Source organism: Pseudonocardia sp. Ae331_Ps2, assembly GCF_001932405.1.
Lineage (GTDB): Bacteria > Actinomycetota > Actinomycetes > Mycobacteriales > Pseudonocardiaceae > Pseudonocardia.
The window spans coordinates 1,987,699-2,005,231 of the sequence record NZ_MCIM01000001.1 but is presented as its reverse complement, the minus strand read 5'-3'; the positions used below and the strand labels follow the sequence as shown (position 1 = coordinate 2,005,231).

Genomic DNA, 17,533 nt, shown 5'->3' with positions numbered 1-17,533 from the left:
CGGAGGGATGCCGCCATGACGGCTACCCAGCACGACAACGACCTGTCCCACCTGCTCCGGTCAGAGAACTTCCAGACCTGGCGCCGCGAGGTCACCGCCCTGGGCGGCTGCGCCGCCCCGATCCACCTCACCGGCTCGGCCCGCATCCAGGACCGCGCCACCGGCACCGTGCTGGCCGAACGCGACGGCGACATCCTCGCCCCCTGCGGCAACCGCCGCGCGAGCGTCTGCCCGGCCTGCTCGGACCGCTACGCCTCCGACGCCTACCACCTGATCCGCGCAGGAATGGCCGGCGGAAAGGGCGTCCCCGACACCGCCACCGACCACCCCCGGGTGTTCGTCACCCTGACCGCACCCTCGTTCGGGCCCGTCCACACCCGACGCGTCAGCCCGAGGGGCCTGGTCATCCCCTGCAGCTGCGGCGACAAGCACCACCCCGACGACCCGAGGATCGGTACCGCCACCGACGCCGACGCCCACGACTACGTCGGCGCGATCCTCTGGCAGGCCCACGCCGGGAAGCTCTGGAACCGCTTCACCATCCGCCTGCGCCGCCTCCTCGCCGGAGTCCTCGGCGTCAAGGTCCGCGACTTCCCCGCCCACGCCCGGCTGTCGTATGCCAAGGTCGCCGAGTACCAGCGGCGCGGCCTCGTGCACTTCCACGCCGTCGTCCGCCTCGACGGACCCGACGGCCCCGTCACCGGCCCACCCACCTGGATCGACACCGACAGCCTCAACGCCGCGGTGCGCCAGGCGGCCCAGGAGATCTCGTTCTCCGTCACCCGCCCTGACGGCAGTCCGCTCGTGCTCGCGTGGGGCTCCCAGGTCGACACCCGGCCCATCACCTCCACCGCAGCCGCCGCGCTGGAGAACGACGGCGGCGAGATCACCGACGCCGCCTTGGCCGCCTACGTCGCCAAGTACGCCACCAAGGGCACCGGCAAGAGCGAGGCCACCGACCGGCCCATCCGCGACATCACCCACCTCGCCCACCTCGACATCACCCCGCACCACCGACGGCTGATCGAAACCGCCTGGGAGCTCGGCGGCCAAGACCAGTACGAGGCCCTGAACCTGCGCCGCTGGGCCCACATGCTCGGGTTCCGCGGCCACTTCCTCACCAAGTCCCGCGCCTACTCGACCACCTTCGGCGCCATCCGCGGCGACCGCCGCACCTACCAGCTCGGACAGACCCTCGCCGCCCTCGACAACCCGGCCGAACCCGGCTCCGTGCTGGTGGTCAACGACTGGGCCGTCGTCCACATCGGCCACCGCAACGATGCCGAACGAGAGATCGCCCTCGGCATCGCCGAACGACGACGCGAGCAGCGCACGAGCAGGAAGGAGCCCCGTCGTGGCTGACACGACCACTGCGCAGTACCTGACCGTCCCGCAGGCGGCCGAGCACCTGAATACCTCCGTGCGCTTCGTCCGCCGGTTGATCGCCGAACGCCGGATCACCTTCTTCCGGGTCGGGCGGCATGTGCGGTTCGCCGTCGCCGACCTCGACGCCTTCGTGCAGGCGGGCCGGGTCGAGCCGGTGACCGCCGCGAGTGTCTGGCGGGACCTCGGGGGTGTGGCCTGATGGGTAACCGACGAGGCCACCGCCGGTTCGGGCACGTCCGCAAGCTCCCGTCCGGCCGCTACCAGGCGAGTTACCTCGGGCCGGACGGCCAGCGTCGGACCGCATCGACCACCTTCGCGCGCAAGGCGGACGCCGACGTCTACCTGTCCCGCGTCGAGGCGACGATCAGTCAGGGTGAGTGGACGGACCCGTCCCGGGCCAAGGTCCGGCTCGTCGACTACGCCGAGAGCTGGGTCGAGCAGCGTGCCGGACTCCGGCCCCGCACCGTGGAGCTGTACCGGTGGCTGCTGGCCCGGCACATCGTCCCCACTCTGGGCGGGGTCGCGCTCGGTGAGCTGACCACGGCGCTCGTCCGGCAGTGGCGGGCCGACCTGCTCGCCGCCGGGGTCTCCCAGACGATGGCTGCCAAGGCGTACCGGTTGCTCCGGGCCGTGCTGAACACCGCGGTAGAGGAGGATCGCATCCTCGCCCGGAACCCGTGCCGGGTGCGCGGCGCTGACCAGGAGAACCCGGCAGAACGCCCGGTCCTGACGCTGCCGCAGGTGTTCGAGCTGGCCGACGCGATGCGCTACCGGCGGCTACGGATGCTGATCATCGTGACCGCGTTCGCGACGCTGCGGTGGGGAGAGGCGACAGCACTGCGACGGCAGGACGTCGCCCCCGACGGGAGCTGGGTACGGGTCAGCGTCGCCCACACCGAGGTCGTCGGCCGCGGGATCGTCGTCGGGCCGCCGAAGTCCCGTGCCGGAGTCCGGACGATCAGCATCCCGACAGCGGTGCGCCCGGAGCTGGTCGAGCACCTGCGCGAGTACGTCGGCGCGGCCCCGGACGCGCTGCTGTTTACCGGGCCCAAAGGCGGGGCCCTGCGTCGGGCGCACTTCAACAACTTGGTCCGATGGGTCGAGACGGTGAAGAAGATCGGAGCGCCCGGCCTGCACTTCCACGACTTGCGGCACACCGGCAACCTCTGGGCCGCCCAGACCGGCGCGAGCACCAAGGACCTGATGTCCCGGATGGGGCACGACGACATGCGGGCGGCCCTGATCTACCAGCGCGCGACCAGCTCGGCCGACCGCCGGATCGCCGACGGGCTGAGCGGCCTGGTCGACGACCAGCGGCGTGGGGCCACGCGCTCCCAGGACGACGAGCGCGATCCGCCGGTCGCCGGGTGAGCCATCCCGAATCGCACGGGGATAGCACGCGAGGCCGTTCACCGAGAACGACGAAGGCCCAGGTTCGACGGAAAATCTGCCGCTGACCTGGGCCTTCGTTGATGGAGCGGATGACGGGAATCGAACCCGCGTATTCAGCTTGGGAAGCTGATGTTCTACCATTGAACTACATCCGCATGTCGCGAGATCACCTTAGCACCACGATCCGCAGACCTGTCATGGACCTCCCCGCCCCGGCCACCGCACGAACCGACCACCGGGCGCGCACGTCTCGACCGGGCCACCCGCTCCGCGCACACTCGGCACCGTCGGTCACGCCTCGGCCGGAAGGTGACTGCGATGACGGTGTTCGACCCGATGTCGGTCGATGCGTCCGGGTTCCCCCCGGACCACGAGCACGACGTCCTGCTCATCGCCGGTAGCCGTCCCGAGGTCGCACGGCTCGCCCCGGTCGCCGGGGCCGTCGCGGCGGCGGACCGCATCCGGGGGATCACCGTCGCCACCGGGCCGGACCCGATGGCCGTCCACGAGGCGTTCGAGGCGCTCGGTGTCCCCACCGACATCACGATCCTGCTGCCGCTGGACACCGGGCCCGGCATGGCCGACGTCGCCGCGGCGCTGTTCACCCGGCTCGACCAGCTGCTCGTCGACCAGGACCCGTCCGCGGTGCTGGTGCACGGCGGCGGGCTGGCCGCCGAGGTCGCGGCGACGGTCGCGTTCTGGCGGCGGATCCCGATCGTGCACATGCAGGCCGGGATGGGCACCGACGACCTGCTGTGCCCGTTCCCGCAGGAGGCGCACCGGCGGGTCATCGGCCAGCTCGCGTCGCTGTTCCTCACCACCAGCGGTTCCGCGCTGGGCAGCCCCCTCGGCCCGAACGTGCTGACCATCGGCGACACGATCAACTCGCTGCCCGGTCCGCAGCACCAGGGCTGTGTCGACGCGCTGGAGCGGGTGCACGACGAGCGCCGCAGGCTGATCGTCGTCGACCTGGCGCGGGCCTCGTCGTCGCCGGTGCTGCGCGGCGTCGCGGACCTGCTGGAGCGCTACCCGCGGATCGAGATCGTGCTCTTCGGTGCGCTCGCCGCCGGGGAGACGGCCCGATCGCTCGGCACTCACCCCCGGGTGACGGCCGTGCCCGAGCCCCCGCTGCCCGACCAGCTGGCCGTGCTCGCCGCAGCGACCGTCCTGGTCAGCGACGATCACGAGCTCGTCGTCGACGCGCCCGGCCTCGGCACCCTGGCGGTGCTGGTCGACGGGCCGAACGTGCCGCAGCCCGGCGACTCGATCCGCAGCATCGCCGCCCACGACACGGCCGCCGCCGTCGCGCAGGTGCTCGACGGTGACCACGGGCGTCGCGCCGCTGCGTCGGACGGTTTCGAGGCCGCCCGGGCCGAGCAGGCCATCGCCTGGATGTTCGGGCTGACCCGCTCGCCGCAGCTGCCCGACGACCTCGTGGGCGGCGGCCGGCACGGTTCCGGCGAGGTGGAGTCGGACTCCGAGGAGTCCTCCGAAGCGTGACCGTCGGTCCTGGATAGGCTGTCGGCGTGCTGCTCTCCGACCGCGACCTGCGCAAGGACATCGAGTCCGGCCGGCTCGTGCTCGACCCGTGGGACGTCGAGATGCTCCAGCCGTCCAGCGTCGACGTCCGGCTGGACCGGTTCTTCCGCGTCTTCCAGAACTCGCGCTACACCCACATCGACCCCGCCCAGCAGCAGGACGAGCTGACGACCCCGGTGGAGACGCCGGACGGCGAGTCGTTCGTGCTGCACCCCGGCGAGTTCGTGCTGGGGTCGACGTTCGAGCGGGTCGGTCTGCCCGATGACCTGGCCGGTCGGCTGGAGGGCAAGAGCTCGCTCGGGCGCTTGGGTCTGCTGACCCACTCCACCGCCGGGTTCATCGACCCGGGCTTCACCGGGCACATCACGCTGGAGCTGTCCAACGTCGCGAACCTGCCGATCACCCTGTGGCCGGGGATGAAGATCGGGCAGCTGTGCCTGTTCCGGCTGTCCAGCCCGGCCGAACGGCCCTACGGCACCGAGGGTGTCGGGTCGCGCTACCAGGGGCAGCGGGGGCCGACCCCGTCGCGCGCGTTCCGCAGCTTCCACCGCACCGACACCCGGCGGAGCTGAGCTCACCCGTCGACGACGGCCGCCACGAGCCCGGGGAACCGCGCGTCGAGATCGACGCGCCGCAGCCGGGTCCGCAGCACCCTGCCGTCGCGCCGCTGCTCGATCACGCCCGACTCCCGCAGCGTCCGCCAGTGATGGCTCGCGCTGCTCTTGGTCATGTCGGGGAGGATCTCCTGGCAGGTGAGCGTCTCGTCCTCGCCGAGGGCGGCCAGGGTGCGGACGACCCGCATCCGCACCGGATGGTCGAGTGCCGCGATCACGGTCTCGATGCTCAGCTCATCGCGGCTCGGATCGTCCTGCATGCCCCGATGGTACGACTGCGTTCGAACTGATGTGGCGGCGGTCATCTGGAAGACGGCCGGGTTCGAGGGCTACGGTTCGAATCAAATCGAACAGTTGGAGGAGCCGTGGACGTCCGTCACCACATCGCCACCGAGTTCCACTCCGCCCTCACCACCGGGGACAAGGACCGGCTGCGAGCGGTTCTCGACCCGGCCGTCACCTGGACCCTGCCCGGGAACAACGCGGTCTCCGGCCGGGTCGACGGTGCTGAGGCGGTACTCGACCGTGCGGCGCTGATCGCCTCCTACGGGGTGGACTTCGCGCTCGAGCACGTCCTGGTGAGCGCCGACAACGTCGCGCTCGGTCTGCACAACACGGCCCGCCGCGGGGACCGGGTGCTCGACGAGCACCTCGCCACCGTCTGCCGGATCGGGGACGGCCGGATCGTCGAGATCGAGACCTTCCTGTCCGACGAGCCGGGCATGAACGCGTTCTTCGGCGCTTGAGCGGGCTCCCGCCTCGCTACGCTGGGAGGTGATGGACGCCGACCGCAGCTCCCCGGACCCGTGGGCCACCGGCCGTCGCCGCAGCGGACGACCCGACCGCGGTGTCCGCCCCGCCGCCCGCCGGCCGGACGCCCCCGATCCGCCAGCCCGCGCCGCCGCGGACCGTCCCGCCGGGCCGGGCGACGCTGCGGACCGTCCCACCGGACAGGGCTATGCCGCGGACCGCGGCACGGTGCACCCGCCGGTGCCCGGGACCGAGCTCGTCGTGCCGACCCCGGAGCAGCCCCGGACGCCGCCGGAGGCCGACCCGCGTGCCCTCACCCTCCCGGACGGGCCCGCGACGGGAGGCTCCGGACCCGGGCCGGGTGCCGACGACCCACCCGGGTCGGGGCCCGACGACCCCTGGGCCCCGTGGCGGAAGCTGCGACCCCGCAGCCTCCGCGGTGCCACCGCGCTGGGCCTGGCCGGCGCAGCGCTGCTGCTCCTGCCCTTCCTCGACGACCCGGACCGCTGGTGGGTCCCGGTCGGACTCGGCTTCGGCACCCTGGTCCTGCTCGCCCTGCTGCGGCTGGACCGGCTGCTGCAGGGCTGGGCACCGCACGTCGCCGGGGTCGTGCTCGTCGCGGCCCTGGTCAACGGGACACGCGAGAACCCGTGGGCGTGGGGGCTGGCCCTGTCGGTCGGGGTGATCGTCGCCGGGGCGCTGCTGCTGCCCCGCTGGAAGGTGCTCGCCCTGGGCGTGGTCCTGCTGGTCGTGTCCGGGGTCGGCTACTCGTTCCGCTCCGCGGAGATCCGCCAGGACCAGGCCCGGATCGACGCCCAGGCCGGCACCCAGTTCCGCACCGATCTCGGCGTCGCCCGTCCACAGCTCGCGCTCGTCTCGCTGGACACCGGTGTCGCCTCGCCGAACCCGGCCCGGGTCTGCCGGCTCGTGCAGCCCGCGGCGCTGGACCAGGTGCGGGCCGCCACCGGGGCGCCCACCTGCGAGGACGCCGTCGCCGTGCTGCACGGCCGGGTGCCGGCGGGAGCCGGGGTCACCGAGCCGGACCGCCGCCCCGACCCGGTGGTGGCGGTCGGCGCCACCACCACCGTCGACGCCTGCCGCTCGGCCTGGGGCGCCGCCGCGCCCCAGCTGGGCCGGGTCGTGCTCACCCGGACCACGCCGTCGACGTTCCAGGTCAGCTCCTTCGCACCCTGCTGACCCCCGCACACACGACGACGGCCGGGCCCCCGTGCGGGGTGCCCGGCCGTCGTCGGTGGTGGGTCAGTTCTCGTTCGAGCGTTGCTGCTCGGCCTGCTCCGGCGACGAGCCGTTGGTCGAGCCGTTGCCGTTCCCGTTGCCCGACGACGCCGGGGTGCCGGTGCTCGACGCCCCGTCCGAGCCGGCCGGGGTGGCCGGGTCCTGCGCCGCGGCCTCCTCGGCGACCTCCGCCTCCGGGGTGGCGACGGCGGGGGTCTCCGTCGTCGGCGCGTCCTCGGCGGTGGTCTCGGGGGTGGTCTCGGCGGTGGTCCCGGCCGCGACGGGCTCCGGCTCCGGAGCCGGGTCGCCCCGCTTGACCGCGGCGAGCAGCATCTGCGAGACGTCCTGGACCTGCACGGCCTCACCGGCGGTCTGGTTCACGCCGTCGGTCATCATCGTGCGGCAGAACGGGCAGCCGACCGCCAGCGTCCCGGACGGCTCCGAGCCGCCACCGGCCTTCGTGAGGGTCTCGGCGGCCTCCTCGGCGCGGGTGAAGTTGATGCGCTTGCCGATGCGCTCCTCCATCCACATCCGGGCGCCACCGGCACCGCAGCACATCGACCGGTCACCGTGGCGCGGCATCTCCGACAGGGTCGCTCCGGCCGCGCTGACCAGGGCACGCGGGTCCTCGTAGACCTCGTTGTGCCGGCCCAGGTAGCAGGGGTCGTGGTAGGTCACCGGGGCGGCGTCGGCGGCGGGGGCCGAGACGGGGACCAGCTTCTTCTCCCGCACCAGCTTGTTGAGCAGCTGCGTGTGGTGCACGACCTCGTAGTGCCCGTCGAGCTGGGGGTACTCCCGGCCCAGGGTGTTGAGGCAGTGCGGGCAGGTCGTCACGATCTTGCGGGTCCCGGTCTCACGGCCCTCGAAGACCGTGTTGAGGACCTCGACGTTCTGCTGCGCGAGCATCTGGAACACGAACTCGTTGCCCGAGCGGCGCGCCGGGTCACCGGTGCAGGTCTCGCCCGATCCGAGGACGGCGAAGTTCACCCCGGCCCGGTGCAGCAGCTCCGCGGTGGCGCGGACGGTCTTCTTCTGGCCGTCGTCGAACGCGCCGGCGCAGCCGACCCAGAACAGGTACTCGGTGTCGGCGTCGAGCTCGCCCTCCACGACGGGGACCTCGAAGTCCAGGCCCTTCGTCCACTCCAGGCGGTCCTTGGCGTTCTGGCCCCAGGGGTTGCCCTTGTTCTCCAGGTTCTTGAAAAGAGAGTTGAGCTCGGTGGGGAACTCGGTCTCGATCAGGACCTGGTAGCGGCGCATGTCGATGATGTGGTCGACGTGCTCGATGTCGACCGGGCACTGCTCGACGCAGGCGCCGCAGGTGGTGCAGGACCAGAGGATGTCGGGGTCGATGACGCCGTTCACGTCCTCGCCGCCGATCAGCGGGCGGCCCGCGGCCTCCAGCGCGTCGACCGGAATGGCCGCCAGGCGCTCCTCGGCGCCCTCGCCGGTGATGCCGACCTCGTCGCCGGCCATGTCACGGCTGCCGCCGGCGAGCAGGTAGGGGGCCTTCTCGTACGCGTGGTCGCGCAGGGCGTTGACCAGGAGCTTCGGCGACAGCGGCTTCTCGGTGTTCCAGGCCGGGCACTGGGACTGGCAGCGGCCGCACTCGGTGCAGGTGGTGAAGTCGAGCAGGCCCTTCCAGGTGAAGTCCTCGACCTTGCCGACGCCGAACGTGTCGGTGTCGGGGTCGGCCTCCTCCAGGTCCAGCGCCTTGCCCTGGCTCATCATCGGCCGGGTCGCGCCGAGGGCCTTGTAGCCGTCGTCGTTGCGCTTGAAGTAGATGTTCGGGAACGCGGTGAACCGGTGCCAGGCCACACCCATGGTGGGCTTGGCCGCGATCACGATCAGCCAGATCATCGCCGACAGGACCTTCACCGCGGCGAACACGCTGACCAGCGCGGTGGAGGCGGGCAGGATCGTCGACAGGGCGTAGGACACCGGAGCCGACCACACCGGCACGTCGAAGGCGTTCAGCGAGATCTTCGCGGCCCGCACCACCAGGATGCCCAGGCCCTCGAGGAACACGACGCCCTCGACGAAGTACGCCCGGCCCATGTTCGACCCGTAGAACCGCGACATCCGGCCCTGCGAGCGCGGGTTGTTCAGCTGCCGGATGACGATCAGCGCGGCGATGCCCACGACCGTGGCGACGCCGAGGAACTCGACGTAGATCGAGTACACCGACCACACGCCGATCAGCGGCAGGTGGAAGGTCGGGTTCCAGACCTCCACGAACGCCTCGACCAACGCCAGGATCAGGCCCAGGAAGCCCACCATGACCAGCCAGTGCAGGATGCCGATCTTGGTCCACTTGAGCATCCTGGTGTGGCCCAGGGTCTCCTTGAGCATGGTCACGAGCCGCGGCCCGAACGGGCCGTTGCGCGTCGGGTCGGACTGACCGAGCCGGATGATCCGGACCATCCGGGTCACGGTCATGGACACGAGCGCGACGGCGACCACTGCCGACAGCACCGTGATGATGCCGAGCGTGTACTGCACCCAGGTCATCTGGAGGAACCTCCCTGTAGAACACCCAGCGGTCCCTGCCGGAGCGTGGTGCTGCCGTGACGGATCGGGACGGGAAACGGTGAACCGGTCCTGGGGCGTGCGGAGGCGGGGGTGCGGTCGTGCGCGCACGGCGTACCGTGCCGCCGGGACCGGACGGGCCTCGTCATCGCAGTGCCTCCTCGGACCTCGTCGTCGCACTGGTGTGGTGGGGTGCGACGACGGTCGGGCGAAGGGTAGTGCGCCCGGCCGTGGGTCGCCCGACCCCGTCACGGTCGGGCCATACTTGTTACCGAACAGTAGACAAAGCCGACCATGACATCTCGGGCCGGGGGCGGGGTGCCGGGGAGATACGAGTCACGCCCGATCGACACTGCTCCGACCGTGTCGACCCGATCGCGCAGCGTGGCGCACGCGTGGGCCGGGTGGCTCAGCCCCTAGGATCACGTACGGGTCTCGTGGTCTACTCGCCTGCGGGAGCGACCGGGACAAATGGACTGCCGCAAGGAGGAGCTGTGAAGACCTCGTACGAGGCGATCCAGCTGGTACTCGCCCAGGGCGGACAGCTGACCACGGTCAACCTCCGCGACTGGATCACGAACAACATCGTGCCGCTGATCCTGCTCGCGATCGCCGTCATCCTGCTGTGGATCGGTGGTCGTGGTGACAACGCCGGCGTGGCCCGGCGGAGCATCGGACTGCTGGTGGGTCTGATCGCACTGGGCATCGCCGTGACCGGCAGCGGTCCGGCCATCGGACAGGCGCTGGCCAACCTGCTCGTGACCCCGGGCTGACCCGTGCTCGTTCGCACGGACGACGAGGTCTACCGCGTCGACGCCGTCTGGCTCGGGCCGCCGCGTGCCACGTTCCCCTGGCGCGCCCGCTACGTCAGCTACGGCGTGGGTCTCCTCGTCATGATGCTGATCATGTTCGTCCAGCGCCGGCTCGGCATCGGGCTGGACTTCTTCTCCGTGGCCTGGGCGCTCGTCGGCACGATCGCGATCACCCGCCTGCTCGGCAAGAAGATCGACTACGAGCGGCCGCTGGGCCAGGTGCTCGCCCAGTTCTGGGCCGAGGTGACCGGTCCGCGGGCCGGGCGCAAGGCCGCGGGCGGCTCGGTGCGCGCGTCCCACGTGCGTGTCCACACCACCCGTGCCCACCCGGGCACCCCCTCCTCGGGCGGACGGGCCCGCGCACTCGGTGCCCCCCGCCGCTCCTCGTTGAGCGCGGCGGACGCCACGCCGCGCCCCGCGTCCGGCACCCTCGTGGAGTCGGTCCCCGACACCGCCGGCCCGGTGGTCCCGGGGTTCGAGGCCCCGGTTGCGGCACCCACGCGCGTGGTCCCGCCGTTGCCGGAGCCGGGGAGCGCGCCGCGGCGCGGCCGTTTCCGCCGGGCCCGCGGCAGCGGCAGCGGTCGTGGGGCGAGCCTCCCCGCGCGCACCGGCCGTCCCGACCCGTGGCGCCGGAGTGGCCACCGTGGCCGCACCTGAGCGGACCCCCCGCCGGAGGGCTCGGCGTGGCCGGGCCCGTGCCGGCGAGGGCGGTTCGGACTACACCCCGTCGATCGCGCTGCGCTCGATCGACGGTCACATCACCCGCACCAACGGCCAGGTCATGGCCTGGTACCGGCTCGCGGCGCAGGCGTGGAGCTTCCGCAGCGACAACCAGCGCGAGGTGCTGATCCGCCAGATCGCCGCGCAGCTCGGCGATCTGCAGGGGCGCTGGCTGCACCTGCGGGTCACGACCCGGCCCTACCCCGTGCACATGTGGGCCGAGTCGTTCGACCAGAACGCGATCGGCCGGATGCCCGACGTCCCCGGCGCACTCGGCTGGGACGGCTTCCTGGAGGGCGAGCAGCGACACCTGATGGGCCTGTCGATGGCCGACAAGGAGGTCTTCCTCGGCATCGAGGTGTCCGGCCGCGGGCTGTTCGACCGCTGGGTGGAGCACGCCGCACCCGTCCTGGACCGGCTCGTGCCGTCCGCGGTCAAGGCCGAGCTCGCCGCGCTGGAGACCGAGATCAACCATCTCGACGTGCTCGTCGCCGGGTCCGGGCTCGACGCCGTCCCCGCAGGTGCGGAGGACATGGCCTGGCTGATGCACCGTTCGGTCGCGCTCGGGCTGCCCGCGCCGCGCGGGCTGTCGTCGGTGCCGCGCGGGGTCTCGACCTGGGAGCCGGAGGACCTCGCCGCGTTCACCGAGGGCGTCGACCTGCACCAGGAGCCCTACGCGCCGACCGTGCAGGTCGTCGGGCGGATGCGCAGCCAGACCGTCACCCGCAACGTCGCGGTGCTCTCGGTCGGGCTGATGGAGGGCCTGCGCATCCCCGAGATCGACGACCCGTGGATGCAGCACTCCGACCGGCTGCCGTTCCCGGTGGAGTGGTCCGCGCGGATCTACGTGCGCCGCCCGGAGGACGTCACCGGCGAGCTGCAGCGCCAGATGGGCAAGGTGCGCAGCCAGATCCGGCACTACACCCACGACCACGACCTCGACCCGCCGATGTCGCTGGCCCGCCAGGCCGACCGGGTCCTCGAGGTGGAGGACGAGCTCACCACCGGGCTGACCCAGCTCAACACCCGCCTCTACGGCTGGTGGCGGATCGCGGTCTCCGGTCGCGACGAGGCCGAGGCCACCACCCGCGCCCAGCAGGTCGTGGACCTGTACCGGCCGAAGGTCCAGATCGAGCACCCCGAGGCGCAGTACCGCTACGCCCGCGAGTTCATCCCCGGCGAGCCGCTGGCCGCGACGGCCTACCGGCGACGCGGGTCGGTCACCTGGGCGGCGGCCGCGGTCCCGGCCGCGACGGCCAGCGTGGGCGACCGGCGCGGGATCATGCTCGGCGAGACGTGCACCGCGACCCGGCGCCCGGTGGCCTGGGACCCGTGGCTGGCCCAGGAGGTCCGCCGCGCGTCCGGCCTGACCGCGATCGTCGGTGGTCTGGGATCGGGCAAGTCGTTCCTCACCGGTCTGGTCGTCTACAAGACCCTGCGTGCCGGGGCCCGCTGGACGGTGCTCGACCCGTCCGGCCCGCTCGCGGAGCTGACCCGGCTGCCGGAGCTGGCGCCGTTCTCCCGGCACATCAACCTGCTCCGCGCCGACCCCGGCATCCTCAACCCCTACCGGGTGGTGGCCGAGCCGCGCCCGGACCACTTCCTCGACGACGACGACCCCGAGCGCGCCTGGAAGCGGGAGCGGTCGCTGGCCGCGGCCACCCGTCGCCGCCTGGTGCTCGACGTGCTGTCGGGCCTGCTGCCCTACGAGATCGCCCGCCAGCCGCACACCCGGATCGTGCTGCTCCGGGCGGTGCGCGAGGTCGGCGGCTCGCCCGACCGGCACCCCGGCATGGTCATCGACGCGCTGCGCAGGCACGCCACCGAGGGTGAGGACCACGCCGGCGTCGTCGCGGACTTCCTCGACGAGCGGCGCGAGCTGCCGCAGGCCGCGCTGCTGTTCCCCGACGAGACCCGGGCGGACCCCTGGCAGGCCGACCGCGACTACCGGCTCACCGTGCTGACGATGCAGGGCCTGTCGCTGCCTCGTCCGGGCAGCCCGCGCGAGGAGTGGACCGACAACGAGTCGCTCGGCGTCGAGCTGCTGAACCTGGCCTCCTGGCTGACCCAGCGCACGATCTACGACGCCGACCGCAACCTCCGCAAGGGCGTCGCGCTCGACGAGACGCACTTCCTGTCCCAGGTGCCGACCGGCAAGGTCCTCATCGACCGGCTCGCCCGCGACTCCCGCAAGTTCAACGTCCGCGCCCTGTTCGCCTCCCAGCTGGCCGGCGACCTGCTGCGGGTGTCGGGCTTCGCGTCGCTGGTCAACGCGGTGTTCGTCGGCCGGACCGACGACGAGGAGGCCCAGTCCGAGGCGCTGCGGCTGCTGCGCGTGCCCACCGGTGTCGGCTACGAGGAGATGCTCGGGACGCTGTCCCCGCGCCCCCGCCACGACGACCGGCCCGACGACGCGCCCCGCCAGTTCGTGTTCGCCGACGGCCACGGCGGTGTGGAGAAGGTGCGCATCGACTTGGAGGCGCCGCACCTGGAGCACGTCCGCGAGGCGCTCGACACCAACCCCGACGCCGCCCGGGTCGTCGCCCCGCGTCCGCCCGGCGGGCCGGCGCTCACCGGGCCGGGGAGCCCCGAGATGACCGCGCCCGACGAGCCGAGCCCGCTGCCCGCGCGCCGCGCCCCGGCCCCGGTGGCGGTGCCCGACCTCGACGGCGACGAGATCGACCTGATCACCGACACCCGGATCGGCCCCGGCGACGCCGACCCCGTCCTGGCCGGCGGGATCCGCGCCGGTGGGGTACAGGTCGTGTCGGTCGCCGCGACCGACGCCGCCGTCGGACGTGCGGAGCTCTACGACGACGAGCAGCTCGACCTGCTCGACGAGCTCGACGACGACTGGATCGTCGACGAGCCCGCCGCGACGCCCCCGAACGCGGCGCCCTCGAACGGGACGCCCCCGAACGGTGGTGCCCCGAACGGCACGGCCCCGCACGGCGCGCCCTCGGACGGGGCTGCTCGCACGAACGGCCACACCCCGCCCACGCCCCCCGACGGGGACGGACGGTGACGGCGGGGCTCGACCCGTCCGGCGGCGCAGGGATCTGGGTCGTCCTGGGTGTGCTGCTCGCGGCCGTCGTCGTGTCGGTGCGCAGGACGCGCCGCGCACGCCGGCCGGACACCCCGGGGACCACCCGGCGCCGTCGCCGTCGGACGGCGATCCTCGTGGTCACCGCGATCGCCGGCGGCACACTCCTGCTCGGCTCGCCCGCGATGGCGCAGGCGCTGGACTGCAAGACCCCGCCGGAGCCGGACCGCCCCGGCACCGGGCTGGTCGGCTCGCTCGACCGGCCCTCGGCGCTGCACGGGGAGGCAGGCAGCGTCTACGAGGAGGTCGGCTATGCCGGTCTCGTCTGGCACAACTACGACCTGGGCTGCGCCGCGTCGGGCGTGCTGAACCCCTCGGTCACCACCGACACCTGGCTGGGAAACCAGGTCTTCAACCTGGCGAAGCTGACCGTCGGCGGGGTGAACTGGGCGCACTACCTGATCGCCGACGGCGGGTCGCTGTTCGAGCCGCTCGACCAGGTCATCACCACCGCGACCCGGGCGATGTACGAGACGGTGTTCACCACCTGGGTGGGCCTCGGCCTGCTCGGGTTCGCGATCATCGTGTTGCTGCTGGCGATGCGCGGCGAGCTCGCGCGCCAGGCCCAGCGCACCGGCATCGCGGTGCTGGCGCTGATGATCGGCTCCGCCGCCTATCTGGCACCGGTCGACTGGTCCCGCGCGGCGGACAACCTGCTGCTCGACGGCGTCACGCAGATGCAGGAGGGCTTCCTCGGGCAGGTCGGGCTCGGCACCCGCGACACCCTCCCCACGGTGCTCGTCGACCAGGTGGCCTACCAGAACTGGCTGCGCGGGACGTTCGGCGCACCGGACGTCCCGCAGGCCCAGGAGCTGGGCCGGGACCTGCTGCGGGCCCAGGCGTTCACCATCGACGAGATCGACCGCGGCGAGGACACCAGCGAGACGGCCGAGCGCAAGAAGAGCGAGTACGCCGCGATCGCCGACCGCATGGGCGACCGCTACCCGTACTTCACCGGGGCGTCCGGCAGCCGGATCGGAGCCGGGACGCTCGCGCTGATCCAGGCCGCGTGCATCGCGCTGTTTCAGCTGCTGTCCAAGGTCCTGGTGCTGGTCGCGTTGCTGATCATCCGGCTGATGGTGGTGACGGCGCCGGCGATCGCCGTCGTCGCGTTGCTGAAACCGGACGTCATCCCGGCGATCCTGCGCGTCGGCGGCGCGGCGATCGTGAACACGCTGGTCGTCGGGGCGCTGGCCGGGCTGCACGCGCTGCTGGTCGTGTCGCTGTTCGCACCCGGATCCGGGGTCGATCTGTGGCTCGCGCTGCTGGTCACCGGTGTGGTCACGCTCGTGCTGTGGGCCGTCGCGCGACCGTTCCGGCGGCTGGTGTCGATGGTGACGCTCACCCGCGAGCAGTTCGGCGGGATCGTCCCCGGCATCAACGGCGGCCCGGTGTCGCGCGTCTGGAACCGGATGCGGGGCCCGAACGACGCCGACGAGCGCCAGTCCCGCTGGTGGTCCGAGCGCGGCGGCCACGGCGGGTCCGGCGACCCGGGCGCGGTGCGCCCGGAGGCCGAGACCGCTGCCGGGCCGGGGGCCCGGGTCCGTCGTCGCGCGGCGACGGACGTGCCCTCCCCCCAGGCGGCCCGGATTGCCGAGCCACGCCGCGGGGCGCTGCCGGTCGGGGTGTCCGGGCGGCCCGACACCGGGTTCGCGACGCGGGTCGACCCCGGCGAGGTCGACGACCGCTCCATCTACCGCCGCGACGACACGGGCCCCCGTCGCCCCGGCGACCCGGCCCCGGTGACCCCGGAGCTCGTCGACGGCGTGCCCGTCTACAAGATCTACCGACCGCGGGCGGCCCACACCGGCGGTGACCGTGCCGATTAGGTCCTCCCGCGGCCGTGCCGGCGCCTACCGCGCGGTGTGGCAGTGGCCGCTGCGCTCCCCCGTCCGGCTCGCCGTGACGGTGGTGGTCCTGGGCGGACTCGTGTTCGGGCTGGTCTCGCTCGGAGGTTCCGGCGGTGCGGCGTCCGGGGGGCTCGTCGCCGGGGGAGGCTCCGGCGGCAACCGGTGGGACAGCGGCTCGTCCGGGGTCTCCGCGACGCCCACCCCGACCCTGCTGCCGCCGGTCCCCGAGCTGACCCCCGAGGCGCTGCCGGTGTCGCAGGCACCGCAGCAGGCCCTGGAGACGGCCCGGGTGTGGGCGTCGGCCTGGGTGAACCACCCCGACGGGATGACCTCCCAGCAGTGGGTCGCCGGGCTGCGGCCGTACACGACCGACGAGTTCCTCGGCGTGCTCGCGAGCGTCGACCCGTCGAACGTGCCCGCCTCCCGGGTCACCGGGCCGGCCACCCCGACCCGGGTCGCGCCGAAGAGCATCGAGGTCACCGTGCCGACCGACACGCTGACCCTGCGGATCCTGATCGTCGACACCGAGGCGGGCTGGAAGGTGTCCCGCTACGACCGGGCATGAGCACCCCGCTGACGCGTGCGCTGCGGCCGTTGCGGCTGCTGCTGCCGTTCGTCGCGATCGGGATGGCGCTGGTGCTGTTCCTCACGGTCGGCTTCCTCGCGTTCAGCCCCAACCTCGGCGGCGGTCGGTCGAACGCGGCCTGGTGCGACACCGGCATCTCGACGGCGACGGTCGGCCGCGGTGGCGGAGGAGCCACCTTCGAGACGCTGTCCGACGAGCAGAAGCAGAACGCCGCCGCGATCATCTCGGTCGCCAAGGACATGCAGCTCCCGCCGAAGGCCTGGCTCATCGCGCTGGCCACGGCGATGCAGGAGTCGACGCTCCGCAACATCAACTACGGGGACCGGGACTCGCTCGGGCTGTTCCAGCAGCGTCCGTCGCAGGGGTGGGGGACCCCCGCGCAGGTCACCGACCCCGCCTACAGCAGCCGGATCTTCTACGAGCGGCTGATGGAGGTGCCCGGCTGGGACTCGCTGCCGGTGACAGTGGCAGCTCAGAGAGTCCAGCGCTCCGGTTTCCCCGACGCCTATGCCAAGTGGGAGGGCCTGGCCGCGTCGCTGGTCCAGAACATCGGCGACGTCGCCAACCCGACCGGCTGCGCCCCCGGCACGACCGGCGCGCTGCCCCCGGGCGTCGCCGGCGCAGCGATCGGGTTTGCGCTCGGCGAGCTCGGCAAGCCCTACGTGTGGGGCGCGACCGGCCCGGACGCCTACGACTGCTCCGGCCTGCTCATGCGTGCCTACGAGGCCGCCGGGCTCACGATCCCGCGGGTCTCGCGCGACCAGTACAAGTCCGGCGGGCACCTGCCGGTGCGCGACGTCGCGCCGGGCGACTTCCTGTTCTACGCCCACGACCCGTCGGATCCGAGCACGATCTACCACGTCACGATGTACATCGGCGACGGGAAGATGGTCGAGGCGCCCAACCGCAATTTCCCCGTCCGGGTGCAGCCGGTCCCGTGGGACTTCGCCGACCTCGTGCCGCTCGCCACCCGGCCGGGGACCACGCCGAACCCGGCCTGAACGGGGTCGAGGCGCCAT

The 17,533-nt window shown here is 72.8% G+C and carries 15 protein-coding genes and 1 tRNA gene; 13 read left to right on the top strand and 3 right to left on the bottom strand.

What is annotated here, in order from left to right; all coding sequences use genetic code 11:
• Window positions 1-15: 15 nt before the first annotated feature.
• From Ae331Ps2_RS09590 to Ae331Ps2_RS09580, 3 genes are read left to right on the top strand one after another with little or no spacing between them, the layout of a single operon-like run.
• The gene (locus Ae331Ps2_RS09590; RefSeq protein ID WP_075309405.1) at window positions 16-1,362 is read left to right on the top strand and encodes a replication initiator; all 1,347 of its coding nucleotides are present in this window, start codon (window positions 16-18) and stop codon (window positions 1,360-1,362) included.
• Window positions 1,355-1,585: a helix-turn-helix domain-containing protein gene (locus Ae331Ps2_RS09585; RefSeq protein WP_075298570.1), complete on the top strand. Its 231-nt coding sequence runs from the start codon at window positions 1,355-1,357 to the stop codon at window positions 1,583-1,585. Before Ae331Ps2_RS09590 ends, Ae331Ps2_RS09585 begins: the two co-directional genes overlap by 8 nt.
• On the top strand, window positions 1,585-2,757 hold the full coding sequence (locus Ae331Ps2_RS09580) for a tyrosine-type recombinase/integrase (protein ID WP_075298567.1): 1,173 nt from the start codon (window positions 1,585-1,587) through the stop codon (window positions 2,755-2,757). The genes Ae331Ps2_RS09585 and Ae331Ps2_RS09580 overlap by 1 nt, the downstream gene beginning before the upstream one ends.
• A gap of 102 nt (window positions 2,758-2,859) precedes the next feature.
• Here Ae331Ps2_RS09580 and Ae331Ps2_RS09575 read toward each other — a convergent pair.
• A tRNA-Gly gene (locus tag Ae331Ps2_RS09575) sits at window positions 2,860-2,933 on the bottom strand.
• Between the two features lie 163 nt (window positions 2,934-3,096).
• Here Ae331Ps2_RS09575 and Ae331Ps2_RS09570 point away from each other — a divergent pair.
• Window positions 3,097-4,278, top strand: a complete 1,182-nt coding sequence (locus Ae331Ps2_RS09570) for a UDP-N-acetylglucosamine 2-epimerase (protein ID WP_075309407.1) — start codon at window positions 3,097-3,099, stop codon at window positions 4,276-4,278.
• Between the two features lie 26 nt (window positions 4,279-4,304).
• Window positions 4,305-4,889, top strand: a complete 585-nt coding sequence (gene dcd, locus Ae331Ps2_RS09565) for a dCTP deaminase (RefSeq protein WP_075309409.1) — start codon at window positions 4,305-4,307, stop codon at window positions 4,887-4,889.
• 2 nt (window positions 4,890-4,891) lie between these two features.
• Here dcd and Ae331Ps2_RS09560 read toward each other — a convergent pair whose 3' ends face one another.
• The gene (locus tag Ae331Ps2_RS09560) at window positions 4,892-5,191 is read right to left on the bottom strand and encodes a helix-turn-helix transcriptional regulator (protein ID WP_020621989.1); all 300 of its coding nucleotides are present in this window, start codon (window positions 5,189-5,191) and stop codon (window positions 4,892-4,894) included.
• Between the two features lie 105 nt (window positions 5,192-5,296).
• Here Ae331Ps2_RS09560 and Ae331Ps2_RS09555 point away from each other — a divergent pair, with 105 nt between their 5' ends.
• Together Ae331Ps2_RS09555 and Ae331Ps2_RS09550 are read left to right on the top strand one after the other, a co-directional pair.
• Complete coding sequence (locus tag Ae331Ps2_RS09555) at window positions 5,297-5,677, top strand: nuclear transport factor 2 family protein (RefSeq protein WP_020621990.1); 381 nt, start codon at window positions 5,297-5,299, stop codon at window positions 5,675-5,677.
• Window positions 5,678-5,708: 31 nt separating this feature from the next.
• The gene (locus tag Ae331Ps2_RS09550) at window positions 5,709-6,878 is read left to right on the top strand and encodes a hypothetical protein (protein WP_075309411.1); all 1,170 of its coding nucleotides are present in this window, start codon (window positions 5,709-5,711) and stop codon (window positions 6,876-6,878) included.
• Window positions 6,879-6,941: 63 nt separating this feature from the next.
• Here Ae331Ps2_RS09550 and Ae331Ps2_RS09545 read toward each other — a convergent pair whose 3' ends face one another.
• A complete protein-coding gene (locus Ae331Ps2_RS09545; RefSeq protein ID WP_075309413.1) occupies window positions 6,942-9,425 on the bottom strand; it encodes a (Fe-S)-binding protein in 2,484 nt (827 codons plus the stop codon).
• A gap of 512 nt (window positions 9,426-9,937) precedes the next feature.
• Between Ae331Ps2_RS09545 and Ae331Ps2_RS09540 the strand changes: the two genes are divergently transcribed.
• From Ae331Ps2_RS09540 to Ae331Ps2_RS09515, 6 genes are read left to right on the top strand one after another with little or no spacing between them, the layout of a single operon-like run.
• Window positions 9,938-10,216: a hypothetical protein gene (locus Ae331Ps2_RS09540; protein ID WP_020622502.1), complete on the top strand. Its 279-nt coding sequence runs from the start codon at window positions 9,938-9,940 to the stop codon at window positions 10,214-10,216.
• 3 nt (window positions 10,217-10,219) lie between these two features.
• On the top strand, window positions 10,220-10,912 hold the full coding sequence (locus Ae331Ps2_RS31880; RefSeq protein WP_075309415.1) for a hypothetical protein: 693 nt from the start codon (window positions 10,220-10,222) through the stop codon (window positions 10,910-10,912).
• A complete protein-coding gene (locus tag Ae331Ps2_RS09530; RefSeq protein WP_139318886.1) occupies window positions 10,890-14,000 on the top strand; it encodes an ATP-binding protein in 3,111 nt (1,036 codons plus the stop codon). Before Ae331Ps2_RS31880 ends, Ae331Ps2_RS09530 begins: the two co-directional genes overlap by 23 nt.
• Complete coding sequence (locus tag Ae331Ps2_RS09525; protein ID WP_075309417.1) at window positions 13,997-15,907, top strand: hypothetical protein; 1,911 nt, start codon at window positions 13,997-13,999, stop codon at window positions 15,905-15,907. Before Ae331Ps2_RS09530 ends, Ae331Ps2_RS09525 begins: the two co-directional genes overlap by 4 nt.
• Entirely contained in the window at window positions 15,897-16,493 is a 597-nt protein-coding gene (locus tag Ae331Ps2_RS09520) for a hypothetical protein (RefSeq protein ID WP_075312624.1), read from the top strand. The genes Ae331Ps2_RS09525 and Ae331Ps2_RS09520 overlap by 11 nt, the downstream gene beginning before the upstream one ends.
• A complete protein-coding gene (locus Ae331Ps2_RS09515; protein ID WP_075309419.1) occupies window positions 16,490-17,515 on the top strand; it encodes a C40 family peptidase in 1,026 nt (341 codons plus the stop codon). Before Ae331Ps2_RS09520 ends, Ae331Ps2_RS09515 begins: the two co-directional genes overlap by 4 nt.
• The last annotated feature ends 18 nt before the right edge of the window (window positions 17,516-17,533 follow it).

What these genes read in the sequence shown, in the direction of transcription:
- Ae331Ps2_RS09545 (WP_075309413.1), bottom strand. Translation starts at nt 9,425, where the DNA reads ATGACCTGGGTGCAGTACACGCTCGGCATCATCACGGTGCTGTCGGCA.
- Ae331Ps2_RS09590 (WP_075309405.1), top strand. Translation starts at nt 16, where the DNA reads ATGACGGCTACCCAGCACGACAACGACCTGTCCCACCTGCTCCGGTCA.
- Ae331Ps2_RS09580 (WP_075298567.1), top strand. Translation starts at nt 1,585, where the DNA reads ATGGGTAACCGACGAGGCCACCGCCGGTTCGGGCACGTCCGCAAGCTC.
- Ae331Ps2_RS09570 (WP_075309407.1), top strand. Translation starts at nt 3,097, where the DNA reads ATGACGGTGTTCGACCCGATGTCGGTCGATGCGTCCGGGTTCCCCCCG.
- Ae331Ps2_RS09515 (WP_075309419.1), top strand. Translation starts at nt 16,490, where the DNA reads ATGAGCACCCCGCTGACGCGTGCGCTGCGGCCGTTGCGGCTGCTGCTG.
- Ae331Ps2_RS09560 (WP_020621989.1), bottom strand. Translation starts at nt 5,191, where the DNA reads ATGCAGGACGATCCGAGCCGCGATGAGCTGAGCATCGAGACCGTGATC.
- Ae331Ps2_RS09550 (WP_075309411.1), top strand. Translation starts at nt 5,709, where the DNA reads ATGGACGCCGACCGCAGCTCCCCGGACCCGTGGGCCACCGGCCGTCGC.